This window comes from Streptomyces sp. NBC_00122, assembly GCF_045160845.1.
Classification (GTDB): domain Bacteria; phylum Actinomycetota; class Actinomycetes; order Streptomycetales; family Streptomycetaceae; genus Streptomyces.
The window spans coordinates 849,936-867,987 of the sequence record NZ_CP108191.1 but is presented as its reverse complement, the minus strand read 5'-3'; the positions used below and the strand labels follow the sequence as shown (position 1 = coordinate 867,987).

17 protein-coding genes and 2 tRNA genes are annotated in these 18,052 nt (G+C 72.8%); 12 read left to right on the top strand and 7 right to left on the bottom strand.

What is annotated here, in order from left to right:
- Window positions 1-4 precede the first annotated feature (4 nt).
- Both OG737_RS04105 and OG737_RS04100 read left to right on the top strand, forming a co-directional pair.
- Window positions 5-481, top strand: a complete 477-nt coding sequence (locus OG737_RS04105; protein ID WP_328924764.1) for a TIGR02611 family protein — start codon at window positions 5-7, stop codon at window positions 479-481.
- Between the two features lie 57 nt (window positions 482-538).
- A tRNA-Val gene (locus OG737_RS04100) sits at window positions 539-610 on the top strand.
- A gap of 75 nt (window positions 611-685) precedes the next feature.
- Here the strand turns inward: OG737_RS04100 and OG737_RS04095 are convergent.
- Window positions 686-2,638 (bottom strand): SCO7613 C-terminal domain-containing membrane protein, encoded by a 1,953-nt coding sequence (locus OG737_RS04095; protein ID WP_405921195.1) that lies wholly within the window; start codon window positions 2,636-2,638, stop codon window positions 686-688.
- Window positions 2,623-3,036 (bottom strand): hypothetical protein, encoded by a 414-nt coding sequence (locus OG737_RS04090; protein ID WP_405921194.1) that lies wholly within the window; start codon window positions 3,034-3,036, stop codon window positions 2,623-2,625. The genes OG737_RS04095 and OG737_RS04090 overlap by 16 nt, the downstream gene beginning before the upstream one ends.
- Window positions 3,037-3,150: 114 nt before the next feature.
- Here OG737_RS04090 and OG737_RS04085 point away from each other — a divergent pair, with 114 nt between their 5' ends.
- Both OG737_RS04085 and OG737_RS04080 read left to right on the top strand, forming a co-directional pair.
- Window positions 3,151-3,639 (top strand): SRPBCC family protein, encoded by a 489-nt coding sequence (locus OG737_RS04085; RefSeq protein ID WP_328924762.1) that lies wholly within the window; start codon window positions 3,151-3,153, stop codon window positions 3,637-3,639.
- A 38-nt stretch (window positions 3,640-3,677) separates the two neighbouring features.
- A tRNA-Val gene (locus OG737_RS04080) sits at window positions 3,678-3,749 on the top strand.
- A 57-nt stretch (window positions 3,750-3,806) separates the two neighbouring features.
- On the opposite strand, the gene OG737_RS04075 is transcribed toward OG737_RS04080, so the two are convergent.
- Window positions 3,807-4,532, bottom strand: a complete 726-nt coding sequence (locus tag OG737_RS04075) for a 3'-5' exonuclease (RefSeq protein WP_328924761.1) — start codon at window positions 4,530-4,532, stop codon at window positions 3,807-3,809.
- A gap of 223 nt (window positions 4,533-4,755) precedes the next feature.
- Between OG737_RS04075 and OG737_RS04070 the strand changes: the two genes are divergently transcribed.
- On the top strand, window positions 4,756-5,358 hold the full coding sequence (locus OG737_RS04070) for a DUF4365 domain-containing protein (RefSeq protein ID WP_328924760.1): 603 nt from the start codon (window positions 4,756-4,758) through the stop codon (window positions 5,356-5,358).
- Window positions 5,358-6,578, top strand: coding sequence for a hypothetical protein (locus OG737_RS04065; protein ID WP_328924759.1), 1,221 nt, complete (start codon window positions 5,358-5,360; stop codon window positions 6,576-6,578). Before OG737_RS04070 ends, OG737_RS04065 begins: the two co-directional genes overlap by 1 nt.
- Here the strand turns inward: OG737_RS04065 and OG737_RS04060 are convergent.
- Complete coding sequence (locus tag OG737_RS04060; RefSeq protein WP_328924758.1) at window positions 6,472-7,032, bottom strand: GNAT family N-acetyltransferase; 561 nt, start codon at window positions 7,030-7,032, stop codon at window positions 6,472-6,474. The two genes, OG737_RS04065 and OG737_RS04060, sit on opposite strands and share 107 nt — an antisense overlap.
- A gap of 300 nt (window positions 7,033-7,332) precedes the next feature.
- On the opposite strand from OG737_RS04060, the gene thrS reads away from it, so the two are divergent.
- Both thrS and OG737_RS04050 read left to right on the top strand, forming a co-directional pair.
- Complete coding sequence (gene thrS, locus OG737_RS04055; RefSeq protein ID WP_328924757.1) at window positions 7,333-9,309, top strand: threonine--tRNA ligase; 1,977 nt, start codon at window positions 7,333-7,335, stop codon at window positions 9,307-9,309.
- Window positions 9,310-9,380: 71 nt separating this feature from the next.
- Entirely contained in the window at window positions 9,381-9,941 is a 561-nt protein-coding gene (locus OG737_RS04050; RefSeq protein WP_328924756.1) for an HIT domain-containing protein, read from the top strand.
- On the opposite strand, the gene OG737_RS04045 is transcribed toward OG737_RS04050, so the two are convergent.
- The 3 genes from OG737_RS04045 to OG737_RS04035 all read right to left on the bottom strand — a co-directional run bounded on the left by OG737_RS04045 (window position 9,942) and on the right by OG737_RS04035 (window position 14,405).
- The gene (locus OG737_RS04045; protein WP_328924755.1) at window positions 9,942-10,343 is read right to left on the bottom strand and encodes a DUF1992 domain-containing protein; all 402 of its coding nucleotides are present in this window, start codon (window positions 10,341-10,343) and stop codon (window positions 9,942-9,944) included.
- A gap of 56 nt (window positions 10,344-10,399) precedes the next feature.
- On the bottom strand, window positions 10,400-12,067 hold the full coding sequence (locus tag OG737_RS04040; protein ID WP_328924754.1) for a hypothetical protein: 1,668 nt from the start codon (window positions 12,065-12,067) through the stop codon (window positions 10,400-10,402).
- A gap of 142 nt (window positions 12,068-12,209) precedes the next feature.
- Window positions 12,210-14,405, bottom strand: coding sequence for an elongation factor G-like protein EF-G2 (locus tag OG737_RS04035; RefSeq protein ID WP_328924753.1), 2,196 nt, complete (start codon window positions 14,403-14,405; stop codon window positions 12,210-12,212).
- Window positions 14,406-14,643: 238 nt separating this feature from the next.
- Between OG737_RS04035 and pgsA the strand changes: the two genes are divergently transcribed.
- The 4 genes from pgsA to OG737_RS04015 are packed head-to-tail and all read left to right on the top strand — an operon-like array spanning window position 14,644 to window position 17,942.
- Window positions 14,644-15,309, top strand: a complete 666-nt coding sequence (gene pgsA / locus OG737_RS04030) for a phosphatidylinositol phosphate synthase (RefSeq protein WP_328924752.1) — start codon at window positions 14,644-14,646, stop codon at window positions 15,307-15,309.
- Window positions 15,309-16,211 carry a phosphatidylinositol mannoside acyltransferase gene (locus tag OG737_RS04025; RefSeq protein WP_328924751.1) on the top strand — a complete coding sequence of 301 codons (903 nt, stop codon included), beginning with the start codon at window positions 15,309-15,311 and terminating at the stop codon, window positions 16,209-16,211. Before pgsA ends, OG737_RS04025 begins: the two co-directional genes overlap by 1 nt.
- Complete coding sequence (locus OG737_RS04020; RefSeq protein ID WP_328924750.1) at window positions 16,211-17,380, top strand: glycosyltransferase family 4 protein; 1,170 nt, start codon at window positions 16,211-16,213, stop codon at window positions 17,378-17,380. Before OG737_RS04025 ends, OG737_RS04020 begins: the two co-directional genes overlap by 1 nt.
- A gap of 22 nt (window positions 17,381-17,402) precedes the next feature.
- Window positions 17,403-17,942 carry a hypothetical protein gene (locus OG737_RS04015; protein WP_328924749.1) on the top strand — a complete coding sequence of 180 codons (540 nt, stop codon included), beginning with the start codon at window positions 17,403-17,405 and terminating at the stop codon, window positions 17,940-17,942.
- Window positions 17,943-18,052: the final 110 nt, after the last annotated feature.

Genomic DNA, 18,052 nt, shown 5'->3' with positions numbered 1-18,052 from the left:
CCCCATGAATACGGGGAGTAACCGCGAGACCGATGGGTCCGCAGCCGACGCGACCGCAGCCGACACTTCGGCCTCCGACGCGTCCGGCAAGGAAGCCACGCCGGAAGCGCCGCACGTGTCGAAGGCGCCCGCCTTCATCAAGGCCCGCCGGAGCCTGCACCTGAGCTGGCAGGTCGGCGTCTTCGTCGTCGGCCTCGCCGTCATCGCGGCGGGCGTCGCCATGCTCGTCCTGCCCGGACCGGGCTGGGTGGCGATCTTCGCGGGCCTGGCGATCTGGGCCACCGAGTTCGCCTGGGCCCACCTCGTGCTGCGCTGGACCAAGCGCAAGGTCACCGAAGCGGCACAGAAGGCGCTCGACCCGAAGGTCCGCCGCCGCAACATCATCCTGACGAGCGCGGGCCTCGTGATCGCGGCCGCGCTGATCGGCTTCTACCTGTGGAAGTACGGGCTCGTCCTGCCCTGGAACCTCAAGGACCAGTGACGGACCGATGGTGGTCATGGAGCACCGCTGACATGCGGTAATGTTTGCGGTGCGTCCGGGCGATTAGCTCAGTGGGAGAGCACTTCGTTCACACCGAAGGGGTCACTGGTTCGAACCCAGTATCGCCCACCCGGACCAGAGGCCCGGAGACTTTCACAGTCTCCGGGCCTCTGGCGTTTCCCGGCCCCGGGACGTCCGGGCGGCTCATCCGAGCCGCCCGATGGCGTCCCGCAGACGGCGGGCGTCGCGCAGCCGCTTCTCGTACGTGGCCCCCACCGCCAGCAGCAGCAGGCCCGCCAGGGCCGGCGGCACCCAGCGCGGGAGCGCCCCCGCGACCTGCACCACGTACGGGGCGAGCTCGTGCAGCGCCACCGCCGCGAGCACGGCGCCGCCCAGCAGGAGCGGGGCCTGGAGCCTGTGGCGGGCGCCCACCAGGGTCACCGCCAGTGCGGCCAGGCCCAGCAGCAGCGGCCGCAGCCACTGCGCCTCCCCGGCCGGAGAGGCCCCCAGGGTGGCCAGCAGGCTCGGCAGCAGGGTCGCGGCCAGCCCGGGGCCGTACGCCGTCCAGGAGGACGCACACGGGTCCGTACGGCGCCGCAGGAGGCCCACCACGAGGGCGGGCACCGTCACCGGCAGTGTGTACGCCTCCTGAACCACGACCCCGGAGTCGGCCAGCCGGACCCAGGTCGCCGCGACGAACAGCGCCCCCGCCGCCCAGCCGGCCGGAACGCGCCGGTCCGCCCGTACCGCGGCCCCCGCGCAGATCACCCCGGCCAGCGCCAGGACCAGCGCCAGCGTCCCGGCCCGGCCGGCCGCCGTGGCCACCGCCGCGGCGCCGGCCACGGCCGCAGCGATCTCCGACGGCACCCGCACGGAGCCCAGCCGCGGCCCGACCGCGGCCACCACCGCGGGCACCACGAGCACCGGGAGCGCCCACCAGGCCACGGCCAGGTCCGTCACCGCGGCCGCCGCCGCCAGCAGCCCCGTGGCGTACGCGACCGCGCACACCGTCGCCCCCGAGCGGACCGGGCGCGGAGCGGGCCCGTACGCCGCCCCCGCCGCACAGCCCGCGGCCAGCAGCCCCCACACCGCGAAGGTCGCCGCCCGGCCGTCCAGCGCGGCCACGGACACGATCACGCCGCCGGCCGACGCGCACGCGGCGGCCGCGATCCCGGCCCCGCGCCCCCGTGAGCGCAGGGCGAGGACGCCCGCGGCGCCCGTCACCGCCGTCTGCGCGGCGAACACCGCCGCGACCGGGAGGCCGAGCAGCTCAGGGGCCGTGAACAAGCCGGCCCAGGCCGAGGCCACCGCCGCCACCGCCGGCTCCGGCCGGGACAGCGTCCGGGACAGCCACCAGGCCGCGCCCGCCGCGATCAGCAGCGTCACCGGGACCGCCGCCCCCGGCACGAACGGATCCCCGGCCGGGCTCGTCGCCGCCCACACCTCGTCCAGCACCCGGATCCGGGTCAGCAGCGTCGGCGCCACCGCCGACCAGCCCGCCAGCGCGGCCAGAGCGGCCACCACCGCACCGGCCCGGGCCAGCCCGCGCCGCACCGCCGCCGGGAGCGCGTGCACCCGTACCCCCGCCAGCAGCGGGAGCGCCACCAGCAGGTGCGCCACCACCGCCCACGCCGGATCCAGCGACGGCCGCGCCACACCGCCCAGCGCCACCACCACCGCGAGGCCGCCCACGAGCGCCGCGGCCAGGGCGCGCGGCTCCCGCCACGCCGCAGCCGTACCCAGGGCCGCGCCCGCCAGCAGCAGCCCCGCCGGGGCCACGGCGTCGGCCGCGGTGGCCGCCGACCAGGAGTCCGCCGCTCCGACGAGCAGCGCCGCCGTCGCGAGCAGCGCCCCCGGGACGGCCGCCGCCCGGGCCCGCAGCGCGAGGGCCGCGTCCAGCGCGGCCGTCGCCAGCAGCGCCCAGCCGGTCTCCAGCGGTCCCCCCTGCGCGGCCAGCGCGGCCAGCGGCAGCGGGAACTGCGCCGCCAGCACCGCCGCGGGCAGCGCGATCCGCAGCTTCGGCAGGGCCAGGCCGTACCCGGCCCACACCGCCGCCAGCACCCCGGCGGCCCCGGCGGTGTACGAGGTGCCGTCCGTGCCCGGCATGCCGACCGCGTACAGCGCGTACGCGTCCAGCACGGTCAGCAGCAGTCCCACCGCCGCCACCGACTCCGCCGTCGAGCCCAGACCGCGGCGCAGCGCGGCACGGGAGCGCCCAGCGCCGCCGCGGTCACCGCGGCCAGCACCGCCGAACGCCCGGTGATCCCGAGGGACCCCCAGCTCAGCAGCGTGAAGGCCAGCGCCGCCACGGCCAGCAGCACCGCGCCCAGGGCGAGCAGCACGTTCTGCGCGCTCGGGGCCGAGGCCTCCGTGGCGGGAGCGGGCGCGGGCCCGCGCCCGGGAGCCGCCCAGACGGCAGGACCCGTCGACGGCTGGTGCAGCAGGCGCACCAGCCAGTCCCGGCGGCCCAGCAAGTACAGCCGCCGCGCGTCCAGTTGGGCCAGTTCGCGGTCGATGAGCGCCAGCTCTTCGACCGGTGGCAGAGGCGTGTTCATAGTCCGGAGTGTGGCGGCGCTCACGTGGTCAGGACATGGGTGTGCGTACTCAGACGTGCGCTGAGTACGTGCGAAGCAGGCATGCGCACACCCCCGGCGGGCCAGACTGGATCCATGGACCGCAGCCGCTGGGACCGATGGAGCCGCTACCGCTTCCGCAGCGTGTGGGACCTCGACGCCCCGCCCGCACGCGTCTACGCCGTGCTGGAGGAGCCGGGGGAGTACCCGCACTGGTGGCCCCAGATCCGCCGGGTCGAACCGGTCGACGACCGCACCGGCACCGCGACCGTCCGCTCGGTCCTGCCGTACGCGCTGCGCGTCACCGCCTCCGAGCTCCTGCGCGACCCCGCCCGCGGGGTCCTGGAGGTGTCGCTGGCCGGTGACCTCGACGGCTGGGCGCGGTGGACCGTACGGCCGCGCCGCGGGGCCGGCGGCGCGCGGACCCGCGCGCTGTACGAGCAGGAGGTCGAGGTGCGGCTGCCGCTGATGCGGCGCCTCGCGTTGCCCGGGCGGCCGGTGTTCCGGCTCAACCACGCCCTCATGATGCGGGCCGGCCGGCGCGGTCTCGCGGCCCGGCTGGCCGCTCCGCCGGAAGCGGTTTGAACCAGCCCCAAGGCTTCTGTATTGTTCAGTCCGTTCCCGGGCGATTAGCTCAGCGGGAGAGCACTTCGTTCACACCGAAGGGGTCACTGGTTCGATCCCAGTATCGCCCACCGGGACAGGCCGGTCCGTCTTAGACGGACCGGCCTTCCGCATGCAAGGGCCCTGATTCACGCCGCCGTCGACAGGTCCGGCCGCAGCGGCCAGTGCGGATCCACCGACTCGGGCGTCCCCTGGCGCGCGAACCACGCCTGCAGCCCCCGCGCCTGTGCCGCGTGCCACACCTGCTGCAGCGTGTGCAGTTCGGCCGGGGTCAGCCGCTCCAGCCGGGCCGCGAACCTGCGCCCCACCGCCCGTACGAGCTCCAGCGACGCCTGCGCGTCCGCCGCCGCGTCGTGCGCGCCCTCCAGCTCGATCCCGTAGTGCGCGCACAGGTCCGTCAGGGTCCGGCGGCCCTTGCGGTACCGGTCCAGATGCTTGTCCAGGACCCGCGGATCCAGCACCGTCAGCGGCCGGTTGTCCAGATACCGCGCCAGCGACGACGCCCGGTGCCGGCGCAACTCCCGGTCCAGCAGCGTCAGATCGAACGGCGCGTTCATCACCACCACCGGCCGGCCGGCCAGCTGCTGTTCGCCGAGCGCCCGGGCTATCTCCTCCACCACCGGCGCCGGCCAGCGCCCGTGGCGCTGGAGGTGTTCGTCGGTGAGGCCGTGCACTTCCGTGGCACCCGGGGGCACCGGAATGCCGGGATTGACCAGCCAGCGCGTGGTGCGGGCGCGCCCGCCCGCACACTCCTGCACGATGAGCGCGGCGGACACGATCCGGTCCTGCTCGACGTCCACTCCGGTGGTCTCCGTGTCGAATGCGGCCAGCGGGCCCTCGTACCAGCGTGTCATGGCGAACTCCTCGTTCCCGGTCGGCAGATGGGGCGCACTTGGGCACCGCTGCCTCAAGAACCCGCCACCTTCGCCCGCATCGGTGATACCCGTGCTGTTTGCCGCGTACGCCGTTTGCCGGGACCCGGGTGCGGAGACAACCCTCTTGGGGGGCCGTACACATGACCGGTCGTCACCCCACCCACCACCCACGGCAGAGCCCGGAAGGCATGGGGAGCCGGCCATGGCGCTCGCGCAGCCCGAACCGGGCGGGGTGCTGGCGGGGCAGATCGATCCGCGCACCGGTACGCCGGGCGACGCGCGGACCGGACCGCTGCGCGGCACACTCGCCACCACCGCCTGCATGGAGACCCTTCAGGTGGGATACCTGCACGCCGTCGCCGCCGCGGCCGGCTGCTCGCTCTCCCAGCCCTTTCCGGACAACGGCATCGACTGGCACGTCAGCCACGGAGCCCCCGAGCACGTCGTCGACGACGAGGTCACCATCAAGGTGCAGTTGAAGGCGACCTACCAGATACCGCCGCGGCCGGCCGGGCCCACCTTCGCCTTCACCCTCGACAACGAGCACCTGGTGAAGCTGGCCCGCACCCCGGTCGCCGTCCACAAGATCCTCGTCGTGATGCTCGTCCCGCGGGAGCGCGACCAGTGGCTCGCCGCCGGGCACGACCGGCTCGACCTGCGGCACTGCTGCTACTGGACCAACCTCGCCGGACACCCCGTGACCGGCCGGCGCCGGACGACCGTACGGATCCCGACCACGCGGATCTTCGACGACCGGGCGCTGTGCGAGATCATGACCCGGGTCGGGTCGGGAGGGACACCCTGATGAACTGGCACTCGTCGCACCTCGAACCGCTGTCGTCCCCGGAGTTCGCCCCGGGAGCGCCCGACCCCGCTCACGTCGATCCGGCGGTGCTCGGCGCGCTGCTGCACCGGCACGGCTGGCTGCGGCGCGGCGGGGCCGTCGGCCGGTACGGGCGCTGGACCCCGCCCGCCGGACACTCATCGGTCAGCGGCGGGACGAGCCTGCTCGTCCCCGAGAGCCGCGCCTTCCCCGACTGCTCCGACCTGCTGGAGGAGGCGCTGACCGCGCTCGCGCGCAGCGCCGTGCCGTCGGCGCGGGAGGTGCTGTACGGGCTCAGCGTGCCGAGCGACGAGATCCGCTGGGAGCGGGAGTTCCCCGAGGGGGCGTACGGGATACAGGGCGAGGCCGACTGGACGGTCCAGGAACGGCTGCGCTCGGCCGCCCGGCAGCTCCTGCTGGCCGGGGCGCTCGCCGCGCGCGCGAGGGCCGGGTACTACGGGGCCCGGCACCGGGCGCAGGCCGAACGGGCACTGGACGGGATCCTGGTGGGGCCCGCCCCCGGCGGGCGGCGGCTGACCGCGTACGTCCCCGTGGACGGGGGCCGGGGCACCGTGACGCAGCTGCACCACGCGCTGCACGCCGCCCGCGAGGCGGTGGACTACCGGCGGGCCACGGGCGGCATGGAGGCCTTCGACGCCGCGGTGCAGGCCGGTGTCAGCCGGGAGCTGGCCGACGCGCTGATCGCGCTGGTCCGGGGTTCGGAGGGGGCGCGGATCGCCCTGGCCTGGGCGCCGGCGGCGGGGGTCCCGGCGGGGTGCGCGGCCCGGCCGGAGCCGGTGGAGTTCTCGCCCGGCGACCTGCCGGTGCTCCGCGAGGCGGCGGCGCGCTACACACGGGACGAGCCGGCGGTGCCGGTGCGGATCGCGGGGGCGGTGGTGCGGATGCGGCGTTCCGCGGCGGGGGGCGGGGGCACGGTCCGGGTACGGGTCCTCGCCGGGGCGGAGATCCCGTACGTCCGGGTCGTCCTCGACGAGGAGGCGTACCGGGTGGCGGGCCACGCGCACCTGGTCGGCCTGCCGGTCCGGGTCAGCGGGCGGCTGCAGCGGCGCGGCGGCTTCCGGCGGCTCACCGACGTCACGGACGTGACGCCGGTCCCGCTGGACGAGGTCGAGCGGGACCGCCTGATGAAGTCGCTCGACGACCCCTTCGACCCTCAGGACGTGCTGCCGTCGGACGACTGAAGGAGGCCATGGTCAGGCCCGGGGCGGGGGAGAAGTCCGCGCCCCGGCTGAAGCCGAGGCCCTCGTAGAGGCGGACGGCGGGGGCGTTGGCGGCGCCCGTGGTGACGTGGACCGGGCGGCCGGGGAACAGCTCGGCCAGGGCGTGGCGCAGCAGCAGGGAGGCGACGCCGCGGCGGAAGAAGGCCGGGGCCACGCAGAGCCGGTCGATGCAGACGCCGCCGTCGGGCCCTTCCTCCCAGGCGAGGAAGCCGGCCAGCTCCCTGCCCCCGGAGACGGCCCCGACCCAGCGCAGTGCCTGCGCGCGCATCTCGGGGAGACTCTCGCGCAGGGCGGGGATCCCGTCGAAGCCGATGATCTCCGCCTCGACGGCGTACGCGGCCCGGCCGATCCGGTGCACGGCGTCGGCGGTGGCGTCGTCGGTCAGGTCCAGCGGTCGGATCTGCGGACTCGGCATACGGATCCCTCCGGGGGCAGGGGCGGAGTCTCGGGGCTGCGCCCGCGCGAGCCGGAGCCTAGCCGGTGCCGTCAGGCCCGCTTCGAGTGTGCCCGAGCGGCCCCACCCCACGGCCGGCTTCGCCTGCCACGGGGTCCTGGGCGCGGCCCGGGCCCGCGAACCCGGGGGCGGGGCGGGGCCCGGGAGTAACCGTTTAGCGGCGCAGCCACTCGGCTCGGTACGATTCAGGCGCGCAGCGTTCGCTCGCGCATCCCGCCCCCAGCTACCGCTGGGAGGTGCCCCCAGAGTCAGGAGAGACCGGTGTCAGACGTCCGTGTGATCATCCAACGCGATTCCGAGCGGGACGAGCGCGTGGTGGCCACGGGCACTACGGCGGCCGAGCTCTTCGCCGGCGAGCGCACCGTCGTCGCCGCGCGCGTCGCGGGTGACCTGAAGGACCTCAGCTACGAGGTGCAGGACGGCGAGACCGTCGAGCCGGTGGAGATCTCCTCCGAGGACGGCCTGAACATCCTGCGCCACTCGACCGCGCACGTCATGGCGCAGGCCGTGCAGGAGCTCTTCCCCGAGGCCAAGCTGGGCATCGGCCCGCCGGTCCAGAACGGCTTCTACTACGACTTCGACGTCGCGAAGCCCTTCACCCCCGATGACCTCAAGGCCATCGAGAAGAAGATGCAGGAGATCCAGAAGCGCGGGCAGAAGTTCGCCCGCCGCGTGGTCACCGACGAGGCGGCCCGCGAGGAGCTCGCCGACGAGCCGTACAAGCTGGAGCTCATCGGCATCAAGGGTGCCGCGTCCACCGACGACGGCGCGAACGTCGAGGTGGGCGGCGGCGAGCTGACCATCTACGACAACCTCGACGCGAAGACCGGCGAGCTGTGCTGGAAGGACCTCTGCCGCGGTCCCCACCTGCCCACCACCCGCAACATCCCGGCCTTCAAGCTCATGCGCAACGCCGCCGCCTACTGGCGCGGCAGCGAGAAGAACCCGATGCTCCAGCGCATCTACGGCACCGCGTGGCCGTCGAAGGACGAGCTGAAGGCGCACCTCGACTTCCTCGCCGAGGCCGAGAAGCGCGACCACCGCAAGCTCGGCAACGAGCTGGACCTCTTCTCCATCCCGGACGAGATCGGCTCCGGCCTCGCCGTCTTCCACCCGCGCGGCGGCATCATCCGCCGCACCATGGAGGACTACTCGCGCCGCCGGCACGAGGAGGAGGGCTACGAGTTCGTCTACTCCCCGCACGCCACCAAGGGCGCCCTCTTCGAGAAGAGCGGCCACCTGGACTGGTACGCGGAGGGCATGTACCCCCCCATGCAGCTCGACGGTGGTACCGACTACTACCTCAAGCCCATGAACTGCCCGATGCACAACCTGATCTTCGACGCGCGCGGCCGCTCCTACCGCGAACTGCCGCTGCGCCTGTTCGAGTTCGGCACCGTGTACCGGTACGAGAAGTCGGGCGTCGTGCACGGCTTGACCCGTGCCCGCGGCTTCACCCAGGACGACGCGCACATCTACTGCACCCGTGAGCAGATGGCGGAGGAGCTCGACCGCACGCTCACCTTCGTGCTGAACCTGCTGCGCGACTACGGTCTGACCGACTTCTACCTGGAGCTGTCCACCAAGGACCCGGAGAAGTTCGTCGGCTCGGACGAGGTCTGGGAGGAGGCCACCGCGGTCCTCCAGCAGGTCGCCGAGAAGCAGGGCCTCCCGCTGACCCCCGACCCGGGCGGCGCGGCCTTCTACGGCCCCAAGATCTCCGTGCAGGCGCGGGACGCCATCGGCCGTACCTGGCAGATGTCGACCGTCCAGCTGGACTTCAACCTGCCGGAGCGGTTCAACCTGGAGTACACGGCCCCGGACGGCTCGCGCCAGCGCCCGGTCATGATCCACCGCGCGCTGTTCGGCTCGATCGAGCGGTTCTTCGCCGTGCTGCTGGAGCACTACGCGGGCGCCATGCCGCCGTGGCTGGCCCCGGTCCAGGCGGTCGGCATCCCGATCGGCGACGGGCACGTCGAGTACCTGCAGGAGTTCGCCGCCGAGGCGAAGAAGATGGGCCTGCGGGTCGAGGTGGACGCCTCTTCCGACCGCATGCAGAAGAAGATCCGCAACCACCAGAAGCTCAAGGTTCCGTTCATGATCATCGTTGGTGACGAGGACATGGCCGCGGGCACGGTCTCCTTCCGCTACCGCGACGGTTCGCAGGAGAACGGCATCGCGAAGGACGAGGCGCTGGCCAAGCTGGCCAAGGTCGTCGCGGACCGCGTCCAGGTCTGACGCGCCGCTGGAAGGCCCCTGGGAAGTGATCACTTTCCGGGGGCCTTCCTCGTACCCGAAGGCAAGGTCATATGCTTGCCGCCATGACGACTGAGCCGGAGCAGCAGATCGGTGTGGGCACGCAGGACGCGTTCCAGCGTCTGTGGACGCCCCACCGGATGGCCTACATCCAGGGGGAGAACAAGCCGAGCGGCCCGGAGGCCGGCGACGGCTGTCCCTTCTGCGGGATTCCGGACATGTCCGACCAGGACGGGCTGGTCGTGGCCCGCGGCAAGCACGTCTACGCCGTGCTGAACCTCTACCCGTACAACGGCGGCCACCTGATGGTCGTCCCGTACCGGCACGTGGCCGACTACACCGAGCTCGACGGTCCGGAGACGGCCGAGCTCGCCGATCTCACGAAGCGGGCGATGATCGCGCTGCGCAAGGCGTCCGGGGCGCACGGTTTCAACATCGGCATGAACCAGGGCGCGGCCGCCGGGGCCGGCATCGCCGCGCACCTGCACCAGCACATCGTGCCCCGCTGGGGCGGGGACACGAACTTCATGCCGGTCGTCGGCCACACCAAGGTGCTGCCCCAACTCCTCGCGGACACCCGCCAGATGCTCGCGGACGCCTGGCCCACCGACTGATCAGGACGGGCGGGTCTCCCGCCACGTCCGCAGGACGTCCTCGACGTCGAACTCGGTGAGGCCGAGCGGCGGGCCAGGCGGCGGCATGCGCAGTGCCGCGCGGATCTTCTCGTTGATCTCCGTGAGGACGGCCCGCACCTGGCGCTCGGACGGGGCCGCGCGGACCGCCTCCAGCGCGTCCTCGGCCTCCTTGCGCAGCGCGAGCGCGGGGGGCAGGGCGGAGAAGCCCTCGCGGTGCATCTTCTGCTTGATCCACCACATCTCGTCGTACGGCGCGTCGAGCGAGGCCAGGGGTTTGCCCCAGCCCGGCAGGTTCTCGAAGTCGCCGCGGTCGGCCGCCTCTCTGATCTGCCGGTCCACCCAGGACTCGATGTCCACACCAGGCGGTTTGCGCTCGGTCATCGTCCCTCCTCGGCCCTCGCGGGTCACCTCGGTCACTCGAGCCTACCCACGCGTCCCTACGCGTCGTACACGTCCGCCTTGCGCGGCGCCGGCTCCTGGATCAGGCCGCTCATGATCGAGGAACGGTTCGTGAAGCGGTCGGTGTCGACGCCGTTGTCCTCCAGCACCTTGAAGGTGGCGGCGTGCACCGCGCGCAGGACCGGTGCCACGGTGCGCAGCGCGTCGTCCGCCATGAAGCGGTGGCGCCACATCGAGCCGGCCCACACGTGCCGCAGGCCGAAGGGCTCGGGCAGGACCAGCTTGCCGCCGAAGAAGTCGAGGATCGGCGGGAACCAGCTCAGCGGGGCCCGTACGGCGAGGCGTACGACCTCCTGGGCGTCCACCAGCGGCAGCGGGCGCTCCACGGTCTCCCAGAACCGGATGCTCTTGGGCACCTCCACCACCGGGGCCGCGGATTTCGTCGTGAACAGGCCGTGCACGGGCCCCAGGGCGTGCGCGGTGACGTCCACGCGCAGCGTCTTGTAGAGCACGGTGACGGTGACCAGCATGTTGATCACGAGCTGGCCGTCCCAGAGCGGGTACTGGATGCCCAGGTAGTGCCGGTTGCCCGCGCTGAACTGCTGCTCGTTGCAGATCCGGGTGATCTCGTGCGGCTTGATCAGGAAGTTGTCGGTGTTCTCGCCGGTGGGGCGGGCCACCTCGGCGGCGCCCTCGCCGATCGGGGTGACGATCCAGTGCTGGATGGCGGCCGCCGGGAAGCCGCCGGTGTGCAGGGGGCCGCGTTCCAGCTTGCGCAGCTGGGTGTCGATCGCGCGGACGACGTCCCAGCTGCGGAAGGGGTGGATCTCGGCGCCCTCGGTCTTGGGGGCGAGCTCTTCGGCCATCTGCCAGCTGCCCCACCGGGTACCCATGCCGAGCAGGCCCTTGGGGCCCGCGTAGAAGACGTGGTTGCTGCGGTCCTCCGCGGTCAGCTTGGCGAGCTGGTGGCGCAGGTCCTCGCGGGCCTTCTCGTCCGGGTTTCCGGGTACCGCCTCCGGGATCTTGGCACCGATCCCGTCACCGGCCAGCAGCCCGTCCCAGCGGGCGCGCAGGTCGGCGGCGGTGCTCTCGCAGATCCGGCGGGCGAGCAGCCAGCCCAGGGCCGGAGCGATGATCATGCCGCGGAGGTAGAGGCCGAGGAAGCCGGTGAAGGGCAGCTTGAACATCAGGACGGCGACCACGAGGGCGATGCCGACCAGGATCGCGGTGCCGAGCCACGACGCGTGCTTCTTGTCCCCGGAGGCCAGGCTCTTGCGGAGCTGGAACAGGCCCAGCCACAGCAGCAGGCCGGGGAGGAACACCACACCGCAGACGAGCATGATCAGGCGGAGCTTGCCGTCGCGCTCCTTGCGTATGCGGGAGGCCGCCAGGCAGTGCTCCACGACGGTCTGCGGGTCGGCGCCGAAGGACTGGATGAGCGGCTTGCGGCCGGAGCCGAGGGTGCGGGCCTCGACGGCGCGGCAGAAGGCCTCGCCGAGGTTGGGCTCGAAGAGGGAGATCTTCGGGGGCTTGACCGTGGCGGGGTGGTTCTCGCTGTTGGCGTCGAGTATTTTCGCCAGCTTCGTGTCGTTCCCGCCGTCGCGGTACGCGGCCGAGGCGAGGGCGTTGGTCGCTGCCGTCTGCCCCCCGCCGCCCTGGAGCGGGATCTGTGCTCCGGGCCTGAAGTCGAATCCGTCGTCCGCCACCGCTGCCCCCATCGCTGCGCGTTCGTGCTCTTTTGTTGCGCCGACGAGCCTATCGACGCATCTCGCCCCATGGTCATGGGACAGGGAAATGCCGCCCACCGCAAGCTGGTCGGGTGGGCGGCGTCTCCCGACGCTATGTCAATTACATTCCTTTCTCGGCCTGTTCGCGCACCTTGTCCGCGATCTGGGGCGGCATGGGCTCGTGGCGGGCGTACGCCCGGGCGAAGCGGCCCGTGCCGTGCGAGACGGAGCGCAGCTCGATGGCGTAGCGGCCGATCTCGATCTCGGGGATCTCGGCGCGGATCCGGGTGCGCCCGCCGCCCGCCTGTTCGGTGCCGACGACGCGGCCACGGCGGCCGGCGAGGTCGCTCATGACCGGGCCGACGTACTCGTCCGGGACGACGACGGCGAGCTCCGCCACCGGTTCGAGGAGTTCGATGCGGGCCTCGGCGGCGGCCCCGCGCAGGGCCAGCGCGCCCGCGGTCTGGAAGGCGGCGTCGGAGGAGTCCACCGAGTGCGCCTTGCCGTCGAGGAGGGTGACGCGCACGTCGACCAGGGGATAGCCGGCCGAGACCCCGCGCGCGGCCTGGGTGCGTACGCCCTTCTCCACGGACGGGATGAACTGGCGGGGTACGGCGCCGCCGACGACCTTGTCGACGAACTCGATGCCGCTGCCGGGCGGGAGCGGCTCGACCTCGATCTCGCAGATCGCGAACTGGCCGTGGCCGCCCGACTGTTTGACGTGCCGGCCGCGCCCCGCCGCCTTGGCGCCGAAGGTCTCGCGCAGGCTCACCTTGTGGGGCACGGCGTCGACCTGGACGCCGTAGCGGTTGCGCAGCCGCTCCAGCGCGACGTCCTGGTGGGCCTCGCCGAGGCACCACAGGACGACCTGGTGGGTGTGCGGGTTCTGCTCCAACCGCATGGTGGGGTCCTCGGCGACGAGGCGGGCCAGGCCGTGCGAGAGCTTGTCCTCGTCGGCCTTGCTGTGGGCCTCGATGGCGAGGGGCAGGAGGGGGTCCGGCATGGCCCAGGGCTCCATGAGGAGCGGATCGTCCTTGGCGGAGAGGGTGTCGCCGGTCTCGGCGCGGGTGAGTTTGGCCACGCAGGCGAGGTCACCGGCGATGCCCCGGTCCAGGATGCGCTGCTGTTTGCCGAAGGGCGAGGTCAGCGTGCCGATCCGTTCGTCGACGTCGTGGTCCTCGTGGCCCCGGTCGGTGAGGCCGTGCCCGCTGACGTGGACGGTCTGCTCGGGGCGCAGGGTGCCGGAGAAGACGCGGATGAGCGAGACGCGGCCGACGTAGGGGTCGGAGGAGGTCTTGACGACCTCGGCGAGCAGGGGGCCGTCGGGATCGCAGGAGACGGCGGGGCGGCCGGAGCCGTCGGGGGTGGTGACGGTGACGGGGCCGCGCTCCAGGGGAGTGGGGAAGCCGCCGGTGATCAGTTCGAGCAGTTCGACGGTGCCGAGGCCCTGCCTGGCACCGTCGGTGGCCGGGGCGGCCATCAGGACGGGGTGGAAGGTGCCGCGGGCGACCGCCCGCTCCAGGTCGTCGACCAGGGTCTTGATGTCGATGTCCTCGCCGCCGAGGTAGCGGTCCATGAGGCCCTCGTCCTCGCTCTCGGCGATGATCCCCTCGATGAGGCGGGACCGGGCGCCGGAGATGAGGTCGACCTCGGCGGGATCCGGATCGCGTTCCGCGCGCTCGCCGGAGGCGTAGTCGTAGACGCGCTGGGAGAGCAGACCGAGGAGGCCGGTGACCGGGGAGTGCCCGTCGGGGCCCGCGGGGCCGTGCAGGGGGAGGTAGAGCGGGATGACGGCGTCGGGGTCGTCGGCCCCGAAGATCTGTCCGCAGACGTCGGTCATCTGGGCGTAGTCGGCGCGGGCGGCCTCCAGGTGCGTGACGACGATGGCGCGGGGCATGCCGACGGCCTCGCACTCGTCCCAGACCATGCGGGTGGCTCCGTCGATCCCGTCCGAGGCCGAGACGACGAAAAGGGCCGCGTCCGCGGCGCGCAGACCGGCCCTGAGTTCTCCGACGAAGTCGGCGTATCCGGGGGTGTCCAGGATGTTGATCTTGATTCCGCCCCATTCGACGGGGACGAGGGACAGCTGGACGGAGCGTTGTCGGCGGTGCTCGATCTCGTCGTAGTCGGAGACGGTGGCGCCGTCCTCGACCCGGCCGGCCCGGTTGACCGCTCCTGCGGTCAGGGCGAGGGCTTCGACCAGCGTGGTCTTGCCGGATCCGCTGTGGCCGACCAGCACGACGTTCCGTACGGAAGAGGGGCGGTCGGCCGTCAGTGCCCTGCCGGCGGCTCCGGCTTGGTGTGATGTGGCTCCCATGATGCTCGTGCCTCCCGGTGGTACGGAGGAAGAAACGGGGCTCTTCGAGCTTTGCACTGCTGTCACACCGCGTCCATACGTCGTACCCGGGGGGTACAGGCGGAGGTCCGTGACGTGACGTACGTCTTAGGTGACCCGAACCGGTGGGTGCGCGGCGTCCGGGGGGCGGCGTGCTGGCTACGATGGGCCAGCCGGTGGCCGTGGTGGCCGTGCGGCCCAGCGACCCTCCGGGAAGGCCATGCTGAACAAGTACGCGCGTGCATTCTTCACGCGTGTTCTCACGCCATTCGCCGCATTTCTGCTCCGGCGGGGGGTGAGCCCGGACGCGGTCACCCTGATCGGCACGGCCGGAGTGGTGGCGGGAGCGCTGGTCTTCTTCCCCCGGGGGGAATTCTTCTGGGGCACGATCACCATCACCCTCTTCGTCTTCTCCGACCTGGTGGACGGGAACATGGCCCGCCAGGCCGGCGTCTCCAGCCGGTGGGGCGCCTTCCTCGACTCCACCCTGGACCGGGTGGCGGACGCGGCGATCTTCGGCGGACTCGCACTCTGGTACGCGGGCTCCGGCAACGACAACGCGCTGTGCGCGGTGGCCATCTTCTGCCTGGCCAGCGGCCAGGTGGTCTCGTACACCAAGGCGCGCGGCGAGTCGATCGGGCTGCCGGTGGCCGTCAACGGGCTCATCGAGCGGGCCGAGCGGCTGGTGATCACACTGGTCGCGGCCGGCCTGTCCGGGCTGCAGACCTTCGGTGTGCCGTCCTGGATCGGGGTGCTGCTCCCGGTCGCGCTGTGGGTCGTGGCGGTGGGTTCCCTCGTCACGCTGATCCAGCGGGTGGTCACCGTACGTCGCGAGTCGGCCGAGGCCGACGCGGCGGCCGCCTCGGCCGAGGGCGGTGCGGCCTGATGGGCGCGGCGCAGGACAAGCTGGTCGACGGGCTGTACGGGCTCGGCTGGGCCGGGGTCAAGAAGCTGCCCGAGCCGGCCGCGGTGGCCCTCGGCCGCCGGATAGCGGACTTCGCGTGGAAGCGGCGCGGCAAGAGCGTGCTGCGGCTGGAGTCCAATCTGGCGCGCGTGGTGCCCGAGGCGGGGCCGGAGCGGCTGCGGGAGCTGTCCAAGGCCGGCATGCGCTCGTACATGCGGTACTGGATGGAGTCCTTCCGGCTGCCCACCATGGACCCGAAGCGGTTCAGCACGGACGTCGAATTCACGGACGAGCACCTCCTGCGCGAGGCCCTCGCCTCCGGGCGCGGGGTCATCGTCGCCCTGCCCCACCTCGCCAACTGGGACCTCGCCGGGGCCTGGGCCATAGGCCACATCGGAGTCCCGTTCACCACGGTCGCCGAGCGGCTCAAGCCCGAGTCGCTCTACGACCGCTTCGTGGCCTACCGCGAGAGCCTGGGCATGGAGGTCCTGCCGCACAGCGGCGGAGCCGCCTTCGGGACCCTCGCCCGCCGGCTCCGCTCGGGCGGCCTGGTCTGCCTGGTGGCGGACCGGGACCTGTCGGCCTCCGGGGTCGAGGTGGACTTCTTCGGCTCCACGACGCGGATGCCGGCCGGGCCGGCGCTGCTGGCCCAGCAGACGGGTGCCGTGCTGCTGCCGGCCACCCTGCACTACGGCGACACGCCGAAGATGTACGGCCGCATCCACCCCGAGGTGGAGGTGCCGAAGACCGGGACGCGCACCGAGAAGACCACCGCCATGACGCAGGCCGTGGCGGACACCTTCGCGTGGGGCATCGCCGAGCACCCGGAGGACTGGCACATGCTGCAGCGTTTGTGGCTGGACGACCTGGAGGAGCGCCCGTAGTGAAGATCGGCATCGTGTGCCCGTACTCGTGGGACGTGCCCGGAGGCGTCCAGTTCCACATCCGGGACCTGGCGGAGCACCTGATCCGCCTCGGCCACGAGGTGTCGGTCCTGGCCCCGGCGGACGACGAGACCCCGCTCCCGCCGTACGTGGTCTCCGCGGGGCGGGCGGTTCCGGTGCCGTACAACGGCTCGGTGGCCCGGCTGAACTTCGGCTTCCTGTCGGCGGCCCGGGTCCGGCGCTGGCTGCACGAAGGCACCTTCGACGTGATCCACATCCACGAGCCGGCCTCGCCCTCGCTGGGGCTGCTGTCCTGCTGGGCGGCGCAGGGGCCGATCGTGGCGACCTTCCACACCTCGAACCCGCGGTCGCGGGCGATGATCGCGGCGTACCCGATCCTCCAGCCGGCTCTGGAGAAGATCAGCGCGCGGATCGCGGTGAGCGAGTACGCGCGGCGCACGCTGGTGGAGCACCTGGGCGGGGACGCGGTGGTGATCCCGAACGGCGTCGACGTGGACTTCTTCGCCAAGGCCGAGCCGAATCCGTCGTGGAGCGGCCAGACCCTCGGGTTCATCGGCCGCATCGACGAGCCGCGCAAGGGCCTGCCGGTGCTGATGGCGGCCTTCCCGCGGATCGTGGAGGCCTGCCCGGACGTAAGGCTGCTCGTCGCGGGCCGCGGCGACGAGGAGGAGGCGGTGGCCACGCTGCCCGCGGAGCTGCGCTCCCGGGTGGAGTTCCTCGGCATGGTCTCGGACGAGGACAAGGCGCGGCTGCTGCGCAGCGTCGACGTGTACGTCGCCCCGAACACGGGCGGGGAGAGCTTCGGCATCATCCTCGTCGAGGCCCTGTCGGCGGGCGCGGCGGTCCTGGCGTCGGACCTGGACGCCTTCGCGCAGGTCCTGGACCAGGGCGGCGCCGGCGACCTCTTCACGAACGAGAACCCGGACGCGCTCGCCGCCGGGGCGATCGCCCTGCTGCGGGACCCGGCCCGCCGGGAGGAGCTCAGCGCGCGCGGCTCGGCGCACGTGCGGCGCTTCGACTGGTCCACGGTCGGCGCGGACATCCTGGCGGTCTACGAGACGGTCACGGACGGCGCGGCGGCGGTCGCCACGGACGAACGCGTCCCGCTCCGTACCCGCCTGGGGTTCTCGCGGGACTTGTCCTCCTGACAGGCCGGTAGAGTCGCGGCCCGTGATCGAAACCCTTGTCTGGATTGCCCTGGCTCTCGGTGTCATCGGGGTCTACCTCAGCTGGACCGCCGGCCGGCTGGACCGGCTGCACTCGCGGATGGACGCCGCGCGGGCCGCGCTCGACGCGCAGCTCGTGCGGCGGGCCTCCGTGGTGCTGGAGGTGGCCACCTCCGGGGTGCTCGACCCCGCGTCCTCCCTGGTCCTCTACGAGGCCGCGCACGGCGCCCGGCAGGCCGAGGAGGAGCACCGCGAGGTCGCCGAGAGCGAGCTCAGCCAGGCGCTGCGGGCCGTCTTCGACGCCGACCAGGTCGAGGTGCTGAAGGCCGCTCCGGGCGGGGCGGAGGCCACCGAGGACCTGGCCGCGGCCGTTCGCCGGGTGCCCATGGCGCGGAGGTTCCACAACGACGCCGTCCGGGCCGCCCGCGCCCTGCGCAGGCACCGCAAGGTCCGCTGGTTCCGGCTGGCCGGGCACGCCCCCTTCCCGCTCGCCTTCGAAATGGACGACGAGCCTCCGGCGGATCTGGCGGAGCGGCCTGTATAGACAGCCGGTAGGGCCGCAGGGGACAAGTGAAGAGGCCACAGGCTCCACATTGGCCCTTGTTGTGGACTGGTCGGTGGGGTTTCCTCGGCCGAGTAGTCCAGTAGGCCCCG